This is a genomic window from Microbulbifer hainanensis (assembly GCF_014904735.1).
GTDB lineage: Bacteria > Pseudomonadota > Gammaproteobacteria > Pseudomonadales > Cellvibrionaceae > Microbulbifer > Microbulbifer hainanensis.
The window spans coordinates 15,038-28,255 of record NZ_JACZCR010000014.1; the positions used below are offsets into that span (position 1 = coordinate 15,038).

A 13,218-nucleotide genomic window follows, 5' to 3' on the forward strand; every position below is an offset into this window, starting at 1 on the left:
TTAGTGCAACACCACCGGATTCAGTGCATACCGACTTTTTCGTAAAGGACTCAACGGAACGCTTCAGAAGGCGATAGACGCTCGGGCAAAACCTGAGCAGCTCCAATGCTTCGCCGACGATCCACCAATTGGTTTTTACAGCCATCCCTTCGGATAGAGATTCTGTAGTGTTGGCCGGCGGGAATTGAAGGATAATGTGCTCCCACATCAGCGCTTGCTAACCGCCGCAAGGGCGGGGTACACCGCGCAGTGTGCGGCCGTCACCATTACGAGAGGGAATTCGAGAGTGGATATATTGCAGGTATTAACTTTTGCCCTGATAGTGACATTGCTCGTCATCTCACCGGGGCCAAATGGTGTGCTGATCGCAAAGACGGTGCCCATTTCCGGAAGAGCTGCCGGATTTGCCAATATCTGGGGATTTGTGGCGGCATTTTATATTCACGGCACCTTATCCATACTGGGCATTTCTGTGCTGCTGGTTCAGTCCTCTGAGGCATTCTTTGCCTTTAAACTGTTGGGGGCGGCCTACCTGTGTTGGATAGGCTGCAAATCTCTGCTGACGGCCTGGAAAAATGAGCAGCCCATTCCAAAGACTCCAGAGCGGCTGCCGAAAAAAGCCAAATCTATTTGGGGTGCTTTTATTGAAGGTTTTTTCACTAACGTGCTCAACCCCAAAGTGTCTATGTTCTACCTTGCGGCCTTCCCGCAGTTTATGCCGCATGGCGAAAGTATCCTTGCCTCGTTCACGCTTGTATCGATTCACGCACTGATCAATCTGCTCTGGTTCTCTGCGTTGGTGCTTTTGCTATCGAAACTCAAAGGCATGGCCAACAGCGCCAGTTATTTGCGGTGGTTAAAATCGGTCACCGGGGCTGTCTTTATCGGTTTTGGTACCAAACTGGCCTTTTTGAAACCGTTAAACAACGGCTGACAGACGACATCCATCGAATGCGCCGCTGTATTTGGCATTCGGCTTCAACGATTCACACAAGCAGAGTGAGTTATGTCCCGGATTTTCTACTCAGGCACAAGGAACGCTTCCAGCTGGGCATTCAGGGCATGGCTGGCCCTGCGGGAACAGAATATCGATTTTGAAGAGATTGTTGTGGATATTCGCAGGCCGCAGCGCTTTGACAACCTCCGAAGAATCGGGGAATTCTCGCCTCCGAGTGCCGTTCCGGTTCTTGTCGATGATGACATGGTGATATTTGATTCAAGCGCGATCATGGAATATGCCAGCGAAATCGGCGATGGCAGTCTGCTGCCGGAAAATGTACAGGAACGTGCACGCTGCCGATCATTTCTGAGCTGGCAGCATTCAGGGCTGTCTGGAATCTGCCCAAAGCTCTCATTTGAACGCGCTTTCTATCCCGACAAACGGCCAATGACGCAGGAGGAGGTTGCGGATGCGGCGCGAATCTTCGGCGCCTGGGAGATGGAACTGGGCCGAAGTGGCGGCCCCTTTTTACACGGCGTTCTGTCCCTGTCTGATCTGGCCTTTGTCCCGACGATCCTTCGCATCTGCAGCCATAAACCAGACATGGAAAAATGGCCGTTAACCGCAGCGTGGATCGACAGGCTCCTGTCGAGAGACAGTGTCAAAGAATGGCTCGATGAAGCCGAAAAGCTACCTCCAATAATTTTAGAGGACGGCTATCTCGACTGACCCAAAAAGCTTGACCATTTTCCCAGGCGAATAAGTACAAAGGCATATCGAGCGACCTGTGCTCCGCCTCTCTCGCGTGAGGGCGAGGGCGATGGCATGACCTTGGCCTCCCATAGAAATGGTGGGCAGGCGGCAAGACCTCCCACTAACGTGAGCGAAAGTGGGAAAGAAGGCACGGCGAAGATGCATTGAATTCGCGCGAGTTTCTGCTTAAATGACATGAGCGAATAACAATAAGGACAGAGTCGAAGCTGCGGGTTCATTGGCTACACTGCAGATTCGCTCCGCAAACCGGATGCCCGCCCATGCCGCTCAGCAACACCATGTCCCACGTTCTCGGTGTCGATACCCACACATTCAAAGACCTCGAGATATTTGAGTCCGACAATGGCGATGCCAGCCTGTTCGAGTTCTGCAATCGGACGCGCTCCATTGGCGGCGCGGCGGTACTGCGGCGGCGCATGCAGAATCCCTGGGCCAGTGCAGAGCGTATCGAGGCGACCCAGCTGGCCGTGCGCTTTATCAGCGGGCAGCGCCCGCTCTTCAAAGAAATGCCCTCCGTGTATGCCGTCGAAGGCACACAGGATTACCTGCACGAAATCCTGCCGAAGCTGGATTTTAAAAACCAGCTGGATTTTGTGTTAGGTTCCTTTCAGATCTGGGTTAACCAGGACAGCCACTATTTCAGCATTGTGCGCGGCGCCCAGGCCACCTGCCGGTTTATCCGGGCACTGCGCGCATTCGTCGCGCAGCCAGCACTGAGAGCGGCCACGGGTGAACTGGAGCCACTGCTGCGACAGCTGCGCGCGCTGCTGTCACGCCCCAACTTTCGCAGCGTGCCGGATTTTGATGTCGGCGCCTGGGGCACCTGGAAAATGCTCAAGCTCGACCAGATCCTGCGCATCAAGGAGAAAGACACGCTCACCCAACTGCTGGCACTGAACTACGAGCTGGATGCACTGGTGTCGATGGCCGATGCCACTAGCGAACACGGCTTTGTGATGCCGGAAATCTGTGCCGGCCAGATACACGTTACGGCCGAAGGCCTCTATCACCCGTATCTCGCCAACCCGGTCGCCAACCCCGTTACGCTCAACCAGCAACACCGCATTTTGTTTCTCACCGGCCCCAATATGGCCGGCAAGACCACCTACCTGCGCGCCTTTGCCATCGCGTTATACCTAGCCCACCTCGGCATGGGCGTACCCGCACAGACTTTCCGGTTTGTGCCGGTGCAGCGGCTGTTCAGTTCCATTTCCCTGACCGACGACCTGCGGCGCGGCGTGAGCTACTTCCGCGCAGAGGCGTTGCGGGTAAAGGCGGTGGCCGAGGCCATCGCGCGCGGGGAGCGGGTCGTGGCGCTGATGGACGAACCCTTCAAGGGCACCAACGTGAAAGATGCCTTCGAGGCGTCGCTGGCCATTCTCGAACGATTCTCCAGCCGGGAAAACTGCCTGTTTATGTTTTCGTCCCACCAGATCGAGCTCAGCGATCACCTGCATCGCCTGCACAACCAGGTGGACTGCCGCCACTTTGAGGCGGTCGAGAATGACGATCGGCTGCGCTTCGATTACCGGCTGCGTGCGGGCATTTCCGATCAAAGGCTGGGGATGCGAGTGCTGAGGGAAGAAGGGATATTTGACTTGCTGGACCGCAGTGAAGACACGGCACCGGGTCTTTCGCAGACTGTGCCGTGACTCAAGACGCATGAATAAATAGAGTAAATCCATATTTTAATATGGCATTTACTCAGAATGTTCAATGCCTAAATATTAGTCTAATACTATTTATTTTTATTTGTTTTCGACGAGATCAATTTCAACAGGAACAGAATAAGTCACCATAGCATTATCTTCTTTACGCTGAGGTTGAGCGCTTTTTATTAGCTCACAAATTCTTTCACCAAATTTTTGAATAGTACTATTTTTAGTGAGACCATTGGGATTAACCATGAATGGAATCACTATGACAAGGCTCCCATCTTTGTTGACACCCCACTGTAGATCTTTCCCATCAATTATTTCATGATGCAAGTCATGGCCAAAGTCATAGAATGCGACTGAAAAATCTTCGCTATACGTTTTCCCAAGGCAAATTATTAGTTTTGGCTTGAAATCTGAAACCCAACTTCTCATCACTGGAAAACGATGATCTTTGCACCAAGAGACATAATCTAGCTTTGAGTCAAAACCCGATATATTTGAAAACTCTTCTGCCCACAGCTCATAACTCGTATCCTTAAATGAAATTGGATACAGGTTAGCTTTAAAATATCCTTGGGAACCAGCTACGAATGGTTGCGTAACGCGAGCGAACTCCCTGTATTCTGATACACTACCACCGTTTATGACTGTTAAGAGTTTCATTACTTGCCAGTTAAAAATATAACTGACGTTTTCTTCCCAGCTTTCATAGCCGGCGGGAATTTCATCAAATGGTTCGGAAACATCCGCACGTAAGCTTTCAGCACTCTGACCACCTCCCCACTCAATCCCACAAACCCATATAGAAGGTTTCTCTGGCGTTCCCGGATCTCCCCCATCACAACCAGAGAATGAAAGACCCCACTTCTCAAAATTTTCGATCGGACTCATTATTATTCCTTTATATGTGAGGAGAGCTCGTTATATATACCTCTTATTTATAGCAACTCGCACATATAAAGTGCAATCTAAATAACATGCACAAATAAATTGTGGGTAGAGTAAGGATAGCGCTCGAAGCCCGGGCGAGTGGGCGGCCACGCAGGGCCGCCCTAACCATCACAGATGGCGAGTTTCCGCTGGCGCAGTCCACCAGCTGTCGTTACGTCCGTCGAAATACTGAATCGGCACATCGATCAATTCTTGGGGGGTGACGTTGTCCAGCGTTGACAAAGAGACGGAGACATAGTCGCCCCCTTTTTCCTCTACATGCCCCTTGCCGAAGGGGCGCACGCCACAGTGCCTGCAGAACAGGTGATGAGCCTGCTTGCTGCCGAACTGGTAGTTGCTGAGCGCCTCCTCGCCCTGCAGCAGGCGGAAATCGCCCGGTTTGATCAGTACACCCCACCCACGGGTTTTGCGGCAAATGGAACAATTGCATTTACCGGTGCCGGCACTCAGGTCGATATCCGCCTCATATCGCACTGCACCGCAGTGGCAGCTGCCCTGGTAGGTCTTTTTCATCAAGCGGTCTCCACCAGTGCGTCATCTTTTTCCATGGCGCGGCGGTAGGCATCGCGTGCTGAGACCCGCTTTGCGTAGTCGATGAATTCCGCACGCTTTTCAATGGTGCCGAAATTCAGGCCCCAGTTGATCTGCGCTCCCACATAGACGTCGGCGGCGGTAAAGCGTTCGCCCGCGACAAAGGTGTGGTCCTTCAACCAGGCTGCGAGGGTGTCGAGGACAGCCGCGTAGGTGCCGTAGCCCACCATCTTCTGCTTCTGCGCATCCGGCTCCACACCGAGTGTCTTTGAGTCGGTAATCGCTGCCTCCAGTGGACCGGCGGCAAAGAACAACCAGCGGTAATAGCTGGCGCGCTCTGCGGGGCGTGGGGCCAGTTCCGCTTGCGGGAAGGCTTCCGCCAGATAAGCGCAGATGGCCGCGCCCTCGGTCACCACCTGGTCGCGGTACACGATGGCCGGCACTTTACCCATGGGGTTGATCTTCAGGTAGGCGGGCGCTTTCATGCTGCCGTCGTAGTCGAGCACTTCCACGTGATAGGGCGTGCCCACTTCTTCCAGCATCCAGCGCGCGATACGACCACGGGATTGCGGGTTGGTATAGAGAATGACTTCATTTCGCATAACTGCTCTCCGTTGCTCTTCATTTGTCAGGGCTTGTGAATCGAACGCGAGCACTGTAATTGCTAAATAGGCTATATTCCGCCCTAATAAATGAAGCAGGATGCAAGTCATGTCGAATCCGACGACACGCGTGCTGGCGCTACTGGAGCTGCTGCAGAGCCACGGCAACGCCAGTGGCAGCAAACTGGCGCAGATGCTCGGCGTGGACGGTCGCACGCTGCGTCGCTACATCGCGACCCTGGAGGAGATCGGTATTCCGTTGACTGCCGAGCGCGGGCGTCACGGCGGCTACCGGCTGGTGTCTGGCTACAAGTTGCCGCCGATGATGTTCACGAACGAGGAGACCCTGGCCATCTCCCTCGGCCTGCTGGCGGCGCGCAGCCTCAGCGTGGGCGAAGTCTCTACCGCAGTCGCCAGTGCCCAGGCCAAGCTCGAACGGGTCATGCCGCAGAAACTGAAACAGCAACTGCGCGCACTCGACGACAGTGTCACCCTGGACCTGGTGCCGAGGTCGGCGCCGGACAGCGTCACGCTGGCAACCCTGGCTGCAGCAACCCAGAACCGATGCCGCACGGTGTTCGACTACGCCGGCGGCAGCCACAGTGGCAACGAAAGTGTGACGCGACGAGAATTCGACCCTTACGGCCTGGTGTTCCGCCGTGGCCGCTGGTACGCGGTGGGCCACTGCCACCTGCGCGTGGATCTCCGTACCTTCCGCCTCGACCGTATGCAGCAGTTACGCCAACTGGAAATTCCATTCCAGCGACCACAGGATTTCGATGCCGCTGCTTATCTCACCAGCAGTTTTGCCCGTATGGATTCCGGCTTTACGGTCGAGTTACTACTGCATACGGATCTGGCAAGTGCCAGCACAGTGCTCACTGAGGAAATGGGCCTGCTGACACCCAGGGGAGATGCGGTGGTATGGCGTGCGCACACCGGCTGCCTGCAGTGGTTCGCCGCGCAGCTGACGCGGCTGCCCTTTACCTTCGAGATCCTCTCCCCGCAGGAGCTCAGGGGCGAGTTGCGCCGCCAGGCGGAGAGACTGCTGGCTATGGCGGCAATTTGAGCCGCAGAGAGGGCGCCGGGTAAGGTCAGCAACCTGCGAATTGGGTAGGCTGCGGGGATACTTTGTGCGCTCAAAAAAATTTGCCGCGGTTGTCGAATTGGGGATTCCCGATCCGACTATTAGATATCAACGCAATCATTCGTTGTCTCCACTCTTGTCTCTATCCGAGGAAACACTATGTCCAGAATGATGTTTGTAAACCTGCCGGTCTCCGATCTGGGAAAATCCATCGAGTTCTTCTCCCGGCTGGGCTTTGAGTTCAACCCGCAGTTCACCGATGACACGGCCACCTGCATGATCATCGGTGAAAGCAACTTCGTGATGCTACTCACCCGCGAAAAGTTCAGCAGCTTCACGCCGGACCTGGAGATCTGCGACACCGGCAAGAGCACCGAAGTGCTGGTGTGCCTGTCGGCGGAGAGCCGCGCAGAGGTAGATGCACTGATCGACAAGGCCGTCGCCGCGGGCGGCAGCAGCTACCGTGAAGCGCAAGACTACGGCTTTATGTACGGCCGCGCCTTCCGTGACCTGGATGGACATATCTGGGAGTTTATGTGGATGGATATGGCCGCGGCACAGCAGGCCAGCTGACTGCCGACTTGCGAATGCCAGCAATCTGCGGCGAATAAGAAAGCCCGGCTATCAGTCGGGCTCTGTTTATCCCTCGGCCCATCTCGCTCTACAGCGCGTAGTGCCCTTCAAATCAGGGCGCCGGAATCGGCAGGCGCTCCATTACCGACACGCAGTCTCCGGGTGTGAAGGGCGCTGTAAGAATGGATTTTTTCCAAACCTTGCACGCAACACTCGCTTCAGCACTGCAAAAGACCGGCCCCAATCAGCCATCTAACCTTCCAACGCCGCCAATCCCTCGGCAATCCTTATTGGCGCCGTCGGGCGTTCATACATGGATTCCAGGTAGTCTTTCAACCGCGGGGCATTGTCGAGCAGTTGCGCCGCAGCGACCCAGTCGAGCGTATAAGCCGCATTGAAGTCGGCCACGCTCAACCGATCACCGACGATAAATTCACGGCCCTGCATATGTTGCTCAAGTACAGCCACCATCTTCTTGCACTCCTGCTGCGCTAACTCAACATCCTGTGGCAGTCGTTTGTGCGGCGAGTACAGGGCTGTGTGCCGTGCTATGCGCCACAGGGGTTGCTCGATCTCGGTAACGAGAAAGAACATCCAGCGGTACATTTGCGCTCTTTCTTGCAATGACTCAGGAATAAATCCCGCCTCGGGGTACTTCTCGGCCAGGTAGAGCTGGATGGCGGCGGACTCCGTGAGCACGAGGTCGCCGTCCACCAGTACCGGAACTTTGGCGGCGGGGTTGAGGGCCAGGAAGTCTTCCCTATGGGCCTCTCCTTTGAGTAAGTCTATCGGGTGGCTTTCGTATTCGAGACCCAGCTCATTCAGCAGCCAGATGACACGCAATACGCGGGTTGGTGGTGTTCCGTAGAGTTTGATCATCTCCAGCTCCGCATTTCTTCTTCAGTGTTTTTTTTCCACTGCCGGACAACCGTTGCCCGGCGGCGGTTGGGTTCAAGGCGTGGGAATAGGCTTACACTCCATCACTTCCACACTGTTGCCGGGGAAGATGGTGAAGTGCGGGTGCCCTTCAAACAGTTTGGCCGCTGCGTCGTGGGATTCCGCTTGCACGATCACGTAGCCGGTCATGTTGTTGCGGGTGTCGGTAATGCCATCGGAATCAATCTGCTTGGTCTTGCCCAGCGGGCCGCCCGACTCGACCAGTATTTCTTTATGCTTGTTCATCCAGGCATGCCAGGCGGCCATACCCTCTTCCAAGCGTTGCTGGCGCTCGGCATCGGTGAGGTGATCCCATTTCTTCATTGATTCCGGGGTGCCGAGATAAATGGCGAGGTAGTTGTTCACGGTGTCTCCTTGTGTGGCTTATGTCACTGATTGATTTCTGGTTCGACCAGGCGGGCCAATGCCGCCATCGATTCCTGCCAGCCGAGATAGCACATCTCGACGGGGATCATTTCGGGAATGCCTTCCTGGACGATGCTTAGCTCGGTGCCACAGGTTACGGTTTTGAGGTTGATCGTTACATTCATAGTACCCGGCAGGTTCGGGTCATCGAACTTGTCGGTATAGCGGATTAATTCGTTCTCCACCAGTTCCTGGTATTCCCCGCCGAACGAGTGGCTGTGGCCGTTGGTGAAATTGGTAAACGAGGCCTTGAAGGTGCCGCCAACCCTGGCATCCAGGTGTTCGAAATCAGCGGTGAATCCGTCGGGTGGCATCCATTTGGCCATCGCCTGCGGATTCAGAAAGGCGCGATACACGCGCTCTGCCGGCGCGCGCATGATGCGGTGAAGACGTACGGTACCGGTCATAGCGATTCTCCTGCTGTTTCAGTCGCGTTACCGCCGGCCTGGTTGCCTTTTTCCATCAGTTCCCGCGCCGGGCGTACTTCCACCGAGCCGTAACGGGCCGGCGGGATCTTGCCGGCCAGGGCGATGGCCTCGTCGAGATCCTTCGCCTCGAGCATGTAAAAGCCCGCGAGCTGTTCCTTGGTCTCGGCAAAGGGGCCATCGGTGGTGGTGACGCGGTTGTCGCGCACCCGCACCGTGGTTGCCGTGCTGGTCGGTAGCAGCGGGCTGCCGGTGATGTAGTGGCCGCCGTCGCTCAGGCGGGCGACACACGCCATGCATTCCTGGTTCAGGGAATCCCATTCCTGCTGCGACAGGCGGTTCATGATTTTTTCGTCGTAATAGACCAGTGCCAGGTATTTCATCCATTGCTCCTTGTAGTTTACTAACGGGGGTCTTCGCACACCGGGCGTATCTCAATAGTGCCGAAACGCGCGGTGGGCCACTGTGATGCAATGCGGATTGCCTCGTTGAAATCCTGCGCTTCGATCAGGAAGAAACTGTCCAGCTGCTCGCGGGTCTCGGCAAAGGGGCCATCGCTGAGCAGCGGGCAGTGGTCGCGCATGTGCAGGGTGGCGGCAGTGCATGCACTCTGCAGCGTTTCTGTTGCCAGCAGCTGTCCGCTTGTGCGCAGGGCTTCCACAAAGGCGAGGGTTTCAGCGCGCAGCGCCTGCAATTCCGCCGGCGACATGGCGCGAAATTTCTCTTCTTCCTCGTAGGAAAGGCACAGGTATTTCATTGGCTGGCATTCCGGCTTGAAAACCTCCCTCGATGAGAGGGAGGGTGTATCGATTCGCTCACTTTCCTGCGTTATTGCTCGGCCGGGGCATCACAGTTGACCATCCAGGCAATGCCGAAGCGGTCGGTAACCAGGCCAAAGCCTTTTGACCAGAAGGTTTCGCTGAACGGCATGTCGATGGTGCCCAGGTCGGCGAGATCGTTGAACGCGGTGCGGGTGCGCTCCACATCCGGGTAGCTGACCTGCACGTAGAATCCCTGTGGCTTTTGATAGCGTTCCGGCTCCACATCACAGCCCATCAGCTTCAATTTGCCGATGGCGATACGGCCGTGAAGAACTTTCTCCCGCCACCCCTCTTCGACATCACCGGCCATGGGGGATTCGCGGTAGGTCATCATCATTTCAATTTCGCCGCCCAGTACGTCGGCGTAAAACTGCATTGCCTCGGCACAGCGGCCGTTAAAACAGATAAGTGTGGAAATGTTTTCCGGCTGGCGCTCGAGGCGCGCTGCCATTTCCTTATGCACTTCCAGGCCGTCACCGCTTTCAAAATCTTCCATCTCGAACAGCTGGCGCAGCTCCAGCGAGACGTTGCTGTCACCGTCCAGTGCCGGCCACTGTTTCGCCCGCTCGATGGCTTCGGCTTTGGAAGCGGCTTCGAACACGGTAAAGCCGGCCAGCAGTTCACGGGTTTCAGTAAACGGGCCGTCGGTCACTACCGGCTGACCGTCGCGGAAGTCGATTCTGGCACCATAGCGGCTTGCCTTGAGGCCCGTGCCGTCAACAAACACGCCATCTTTGACCATCTGTTCGTTGTAGCGCCCCATCGCTTCCAGCAGTTCCTGGCTGGGCATGACCTCGGCTTCGGTGTTGGCATCGGCCTTGCGAATAATCATGAACTTCATGTTGCTGCTCCTTGGTTGATTCCGTACCTGCGGGAGACTGCCACTAAGCAGGTTCCAGCGAGGTGATTTGATAGTTAGTCGAACGGGCCTGGGGCACTTCGACAGGACGGCGAAATTTTTTTTGCGGCGTTTTGCAGGGGGCGTCAGCCGGCGTCCAGCTCTGCCAGGCGGCGGGCCAGAAAGCGCTGCTCCGGTCCCTGTTGGGCCAGTGCCAGGGCGCGCTGGTAGGCGGCGCGTGCTTCATCTTTTTGCCCCAGGCGCCGGTAGAGGTCGGCACGGGCGGCGTGGGACAGGTGGTAGTCGGTAAGCGCGCCGCGCGCGAGCAAGGCATCAATCAGCAGCAGGCCCTGTTCGGGGCCATCGCGCATTGCGACGGCCACCGCGCGATTGAGCTCGATGACCGGCGAAGGTGTCAGTTCGAGCAGGGCGTCATAGAGGCCGACGATCTGTGGCCAGTCGGTGGTTTCCACGGACGCGGCTTCGGCGTGGATAGCGGCAATGGCGGCCTGCAGTGTATAGGGGCCGAAACGGCGGCTGGCCAGTGCGCGCAGTACCAGATTCGCCCCCTCGTTGATCTGTTGCTGGTCCCACAGTGCGCGATCCTGTTGCTCCAGCAGGATCAGGTCGCCATCGGCGGACACACGGGCTGCGCGGCGCGAGTCCTGCAGCAGCAACAGCGCCAGCAGGCCCTCGGCCTCGGGTTCCGGCAACAACTTGCACAGCAGGTGTGCGAGGCGAATGGCTTCGGCCGCCAGGTCGTGGCGAATCAGGTTATCACCGGCGGAGGCAGAATAGCCTTCGTTGAAGATCAGGTAGATGGCGTGCAGGACCGACTGCAATCGCTGCGGCAGCTGGTTCGCTTCCGGGACCTGGTACGGGATTCGGGCATCGCGGATTTTCGCCTTGGCGCGCACGATGCGCTGGGCGAGGGTCGGCGTGGGGATAAGGAAGGCGCTGGCAATTTCTTCAGTGGTCAGGCCGCAGACTTCGCGCAACGTCAGCGCGAGCTGTGCCTCCGGCGCAAGACTCGGGTGGCAGCAGGTGAAGATCAGGCGGAGCCGGTCATCTTCAATACCGTGTTCTTCTTCCTCTTCCGTGGCCAGTTCTGCTTCCAGGCGTTCTGCGACATCCTCGTACGACACATCAAAGCGCGCTTTGCGACGCAGCTGGTCGATCGCTTTGAAGCGCCCGGTGGAAACCAGCCAGGCACGCGGGTTACCGGGTATGCCGTCTTTAGGCCATTGTGCCAGCGCCGCGGCGAAAGCCTCGTGCAGGGCTTCTTCGGCCAGATCAAAATCACCGAGCAGGCGGATCAGGGTTGCGAGCACACGGCGTGATTCTGCTTTATAAAGCTGGTCAAGCCGGGCTTGGAATGCGTGGGTCATAGGTGTGATCGCTGATTTTGGCGCTTTGGCACCGTGTCATCTTCTCATGACATTATTATGCAAACTCAACGTTAAGTAATATATTGTGTCAGAGTGCAATTTTGAACTCAATTTTGCTAAACAAAATTTTGTTAAATAATACAAACAGCCAGTGACCTAATGATCGATTTCGAAAATAAAAGCCTGTTCAAACTCAAACAGAATCCAAGCTACGCGGGAAAGGTAGCCCCACTGCTACTCGACGGTGAGGAAGTCCTCGATTCCTACAAATCCATGCGCGACGGCGTGGTGTTTACCAGCAAGCGCATTATCGCGGTCAACGTGCAGGGCATCACCGGCAGCAAGAAGGATTTCACCTCCCTGCCCTACAGGAATATCGTCGCCTACTCGGTGGAGACTTCCGGCACCTTCGATATCGACAGCGAACTGGAGCTGCACTTCTCCTCGCTGGGCAAGGTGCGCTTCGAGTTCAGCGGCAGGTCGCGGCTTATGGATATCGCGCACTATATTGCGCGCTACGCACTCTAGAAATCCTAATTTGGAGACAATGAATGAGAACAGTTTACGTAATATTAGTAGTACTTTTTGTTCAGGGGTGCTCAAGCTATCCGACAAAGATCGAATACGAAGAAAAGTTGGCGGCCACGCCCGTCACCGCAGAAAATATAAAGACACTTCAATACGAGAAGCTTGATAGCAACATCACCCATAAGTTTGAGTTAGGTGGAGACGGTGAAGCTTTCGACTTTGGTTCAGGCAAGACATTCTATAAGGCTTTCGAGTTCCCTGAAAATATCAGCAACGGCACATACGTAGAAATCCGATCTGCATTCAACACTGTCAACCAAGCTTGGGGACATGTACCCTACCCTAAGCTCTTATTTCTCGACAAAAACTTTAATGTGATTTTTGAAAAGTTCAGCGCGATGAAACAGGGCAGCGCATGGGATGGCTCTGTCGAGTTTGTCGATGAGACTAAGCTAAGCAATACCGCGCGGTATGTGATCATCTTCACCAGCCCCAAAACGTTAACCGGCAAGATTTCCTGGAATTACAACATGATGCTTCCTGTAGGGGGAGCTTTTGTAGGCCAGAGTTCTGAGGTAGGCGCCAAAATTGGCGTTGGTGGCCCAATGAAAATATCATTGGTTACTAATCAAATATCGGAAAAAATCTAACCATATAAATAGGCAGTATTAGACTTTTTATGAAATCGCGCTCCATATCTATCTAGGGCGTGCCCCAAAATATTGCTTTATACAAAAAAA

Annotated in this window: 17 protein-coding genes; 7 read left to right on the forward strand and 10 right to left on the reverse strand. The window is 55.5% G+C overall.

The features are described 5' to 3' along the window. Window positions 1–286: 286 nt before the first annotated feature. The 3 genes from IG168_RS04865 (at window position 287) to IG168_RS04875 (ending at window position 3,366) form a co-directional block, all read left to right on the forward strand. Window positions 287–934: a LysE family translocator gene (locus tag IG168_RS04865; RefSeq protein WP_193162341.1), complete on the forward strand. Its 648-nt coding sequence runs from the start codon at window positions 287–289 to the stop codon at window positions 932–934. Window positions 935–1,006: 72 nt separating this feature from the next. Then, a complete protein-coding gene (locus IG168_RS04870; RefSeq protein WP_193162350.1) occupies window positions 1,007–1,669 on the forward strand; it encodes a glutathione S-transferase family protein in 663 nt (220 codons plus the stop codon). Between the two features lie 305 nt (window positions 1,670–1,974). Then, complete coding sequence (locus tag IG168_RS04875; protein WP_193162352.1) at window positions 1,975–3,366, forward strand: MutS-related protein; 1,392 nt, start codon at window positions 1,975–1,977, stop codon at window positions 3,364–3,366. Window positions 3,367–3,462: 96 nt separating this feature from the next. Here IG168_RS04875 and IG168_RS04880 read toward each other — a convergent pair whose 3' ends face one another. From IG168_RS04880 to IG168_RS04890, 3 genes are all read right to left on the reverse strand, one after another. Beyond that, window positions 3,463–4,263 carry a hypothetical protein gene (locus IG168_RS04880; protein ID WP_193162354.1) on the reverse strand — a complete coding sequence of 267 codons (801 nt, stop codon included), beginning with the start codon at window positions 4,261–4,263 and terminating at the stop codon, window positions 3,463–3,465. A gap of 168 nt (window positions 4,264–4,431) precedes the next feature. Beyond that, window positions 4,432–4,836 (reverse strand): GFA family protein, encoded by a 405-nt coding sequence (locus IG168_RS04885; protein WP_193162356.1) that lies wholly within the window; start codon window positions 4,834–4,836, stop codon window positions 4,432–4,434. Further along, window positions 4,836–5,456 carry a glutathione S-transferase family protein gene (locus IG168_RS04890; RefSeq protein WP_193162358.1) on the reverse strand — a complete coding sequence of 207 codons (621 nt, stop codon included), beginning with the start codon at window positions 5,454–5,456 and terminating at the stop codon, window positions 4,836–4,838. The genes IG168_RS04885 and IG168_RS04890 overlap by 1 nt, the downstream gene beginning before the upstream one ends. A 109-nt stretch (window positions 5,457–5,565) precedes the next feature. Here IG168_RS04890 and IG168_RS04895 point away from each other — a divergent pair, with 109 nt between their 5' ends. Further along, a complete protein-coding gene (locus IG168_RS04895) occupies window positions 5,566–6,525 on the forward strand; it encodes a helix-turn-helix transcriptional regulator (RefSeq protein WP_193162360.1) in 960 nt (319 codons plus the stop codon). A 177-nt stretch (window positions 6,526–6,702) separates the two neighbouring features. After that, on the forward strand, window positions 6,703–7,116 hold the full coding sequence (locus IG168_RS04900; protein WP_193162362.1) for a VOC family protein: 414 nt from the start codon (window positions 6,703–6,705) through the stop codon (window positions 7,114–7,116). A gap of 252 nt (window positions 7,117–7,368) precedes the next feature. Here IG168_RS04900 and IG168_RS04905 read toward each other — a convergent pair whose 3' ends face one another. The 7 genes from IG168_RS04905 to IG168_RS04935 form a co-directional block, all read right to left on the reverse strand. Next, on the reverse strand, window positions 7,369–7,995 hold the full coding sequence (locus tag IG168_RS04905) for a glutathione S-transferase family protein (RefSeq protein ID WP_193162365.1): 627 nt from the start codon (window positions 7,993–7,995) through the stop codon (window positions 7,369–7,371). Between the two features lie 72 nt (window positions 7,996–8,067). Continuing rightward, window positions 8,068–8,418: a YciI family protein gene (locus tag IG168_RS04910; protein WP_319024664.1), complete on the reverse strand. Its 351-nt coding sequence runs from the start codon at window positions 8,416–8,418 to the stop codon at window positions 8,068–8,070. Window positions 8,419–8,441: 23 nt separating this feature from the next. After that, on the reverse strand, window positions 8,442–8,885 hold the full coding sequence (locus tag IG168_RS04915) for an SRPBCC family protein (protein WP_193162367.1): 444 nt from the start codon (window positions 8,883–8,885) through the stop codon (window positions 8,442–8,444). After that, window positions 8,882–9,286 (reverse strand): YciI family protein, encoded by a 405-nt coding sequence (locus tag IG168_RS04920; protein ID WP_193162369.1) that lies wholly within the window; start codon window positions 9,284–9,286, stop codon window positions 8,882–8,884. The genes IG168_RS04915 and IG168_RS04920 overlap by 4 nt, the downstream gene beginning before the upstream one ends. Before the next feature lie 20 nt (window positions 9,287–9,306). Further along, entirely contained in the window at window positions 9,307–9,660 is a 354-nt protein-coding gene (locus IG168_RS04925) for a YciI family protein (RefSeq protein WP_193162371.1), read from the reverse strand. Window positions 9,661–9,731: 71 nt separating this feature from the next. Beyond that, window positions 9,732–10,565, reverse strand: a complete 834-nt coding sequence (locus IG168_RS04930) for a YciI family protein (protein ID WP_193162374.1) — start codon at window positions 10,563–10,565, stop codon at window positions 9,732–9,734. 143 nt (window positions 10,566–10,708) lie between these two features. Then, window positions 10,709–11,950 carry an RNA polymerase sigma factor gene (locus IG168_RS04935; RefSeq protein ID WP_193162376.1) on the reverse strand — a complete coding sequence of 414 codons (1,242 nt, stop codon included), beginning with the start codon at window positions 11,948–11,950 and terminating at the stop codon, window positions 10,709–10,711. Between the two features lie 159 nt (window positions 11,951–12,109). Between IG168_RS04935 and IG168_RS04940 the strand changes: the two genes are divergently transcribed. Together IG168_RS04940 and IG168_RS04945 are read left to right on the forward strand one after the other, a co-directional pair. Then, a complete protein-coding gene (locus tag IG168_RS04940; RefSeq protein WP_193162378.1) occupies window positions 12,110–12,478 on the forward strand; it encodes a PH domain-containing protein in 369 nt (122 codons plus the stop codon). 23 nt (window positions 12,479–12,501) lie between these two features. Further along, the gene (locus tag IG168_RS04945; RefSeq protein ID WP_193162380.1) at window positions 12,502–13,128 is read left to right on the forward strand and encodes a hypothetical protein; all 627 of its coding nucleotides are present in this window, start codon (window positions 12,502–12,504) and stop codon (window positions 13,126–13,128) included. The last annotated feature ends 90 nt before the right edge of the window (window positions 13,129–13,218 follow it).

What these genes read in the sequence shown, in the direction of transcription:
- IG168_RS04870 (WP_193162350.1), top strand. Translation starts at nt 1,007, where the DNA reads ATGTCCCGGATTTTCTACTCAGGCACAAGGAACGCTTCCAGCTGGGCA.
- IG168_RS04875 (WP_193162352.1), top strand. Translation starts at nt 1,975, where the DNA reads ATGCCGCTCAGCAACACCATGTCCCACGTTCTCGGTGTCGATACCCAC.
- IG168_RS04880 (WP_193162354.1), bottom strand. Translation starts at nt 4,263, where the DNA reads ATGAGTCCGATCGAAAATTTTGAGAAGTGGGGTCTTTCATTCTCTGGT.
- IG168_RS04885 (WP_193162356.1), bottom strand. Translation starts at nt 4,836, where the DNA reads ATGAAAAAGACCTACCAGGGCAGCTGCCACTGCGGTGCAGTGCGATAT.
- IG168_RS04890 (WP_193162358.1), bottom strand. Translation starts at nt 5,456, where the DNA reads ATGCGAAATGAAGTCATTCTCTATACCAACCCGCAATCCCGTGGTCGT.
- IG168_RS04895 (WP_193162360.1), top strand. Translation starts at nt 5,566, where the DNA reads ATGTCGAATCCGACGACACGCGTGCTGGCGCTACTGGAGCTGCTGCAG.
- IG168_RS04900 (WP_193162362.1), top strand. Translation starts at nt 6,703, where the DNA reads ATGTCCAGAATGATGTTTGTAAACCTGCCGGTCTCCGATCTGGGAAAA.
- IG168_RS04905 (WP_193162365.1), bottom strand. Translation starts at nt 7,995, where the DNA reads ATGATCAAACTCTACGGAACACCACCAACCCGCGTATTGCGTGTCATC.
- IG168_RS04915 (WP_193162367.1), bottom strand. Translation starts at nt 8,885, where the DNA reads ATGACCGGTACCGTACGTCTTCACCGCATCATGCGCGCGCCGGCAGAG.
- IG168_RS04920 (WP_193162369.1), bottom strand. Translation starts at nt 9,286, where the DNA reads ATGAAATACCTGGCACTGGTCTATTACGACGAAAAAATCATGAACCGC.
- IG168_RS04925 (WP_193162371.1), bottom strand. Translation starts at nt 9,660, where the DNA reads ATGAAATACCTGTGCCTTTCCTACGAGGAAGAAGAGAAATTTCGCGCC.
- IG168_RS04930 (WP_193162374.1), bottom strand. Translation starts at nt 10,565, where the DNA reads ATGAAGTTCATGATTATTCGCAAGGCCGATGCCAACACCGAAGCCGAG.
- IG168_RS04935 (WP_193162376.1), bottom strand. Translation starts at nt 11,950, where the DNA reads ATGACCCACGCATTCCAAGCCCGGCTTGACCAGCTTTATAAAGCAGAA.
- IG168_RS04940 (WP_193162378.1), top strand. Translation starts at nt 12,110, where the DNA reads ATGATCGATTTCGAAAATAAAAGCCTGTTCAAACTCAAACAGAATCCA.
- IG168_RS04945 (WP_193162380.1), top strand. Translation starts at nt 12,502, where the DNA reads ATGAGAACAGTTTACGTAATATTAGTAGTACTTTTTGTTCAGGGGTGC.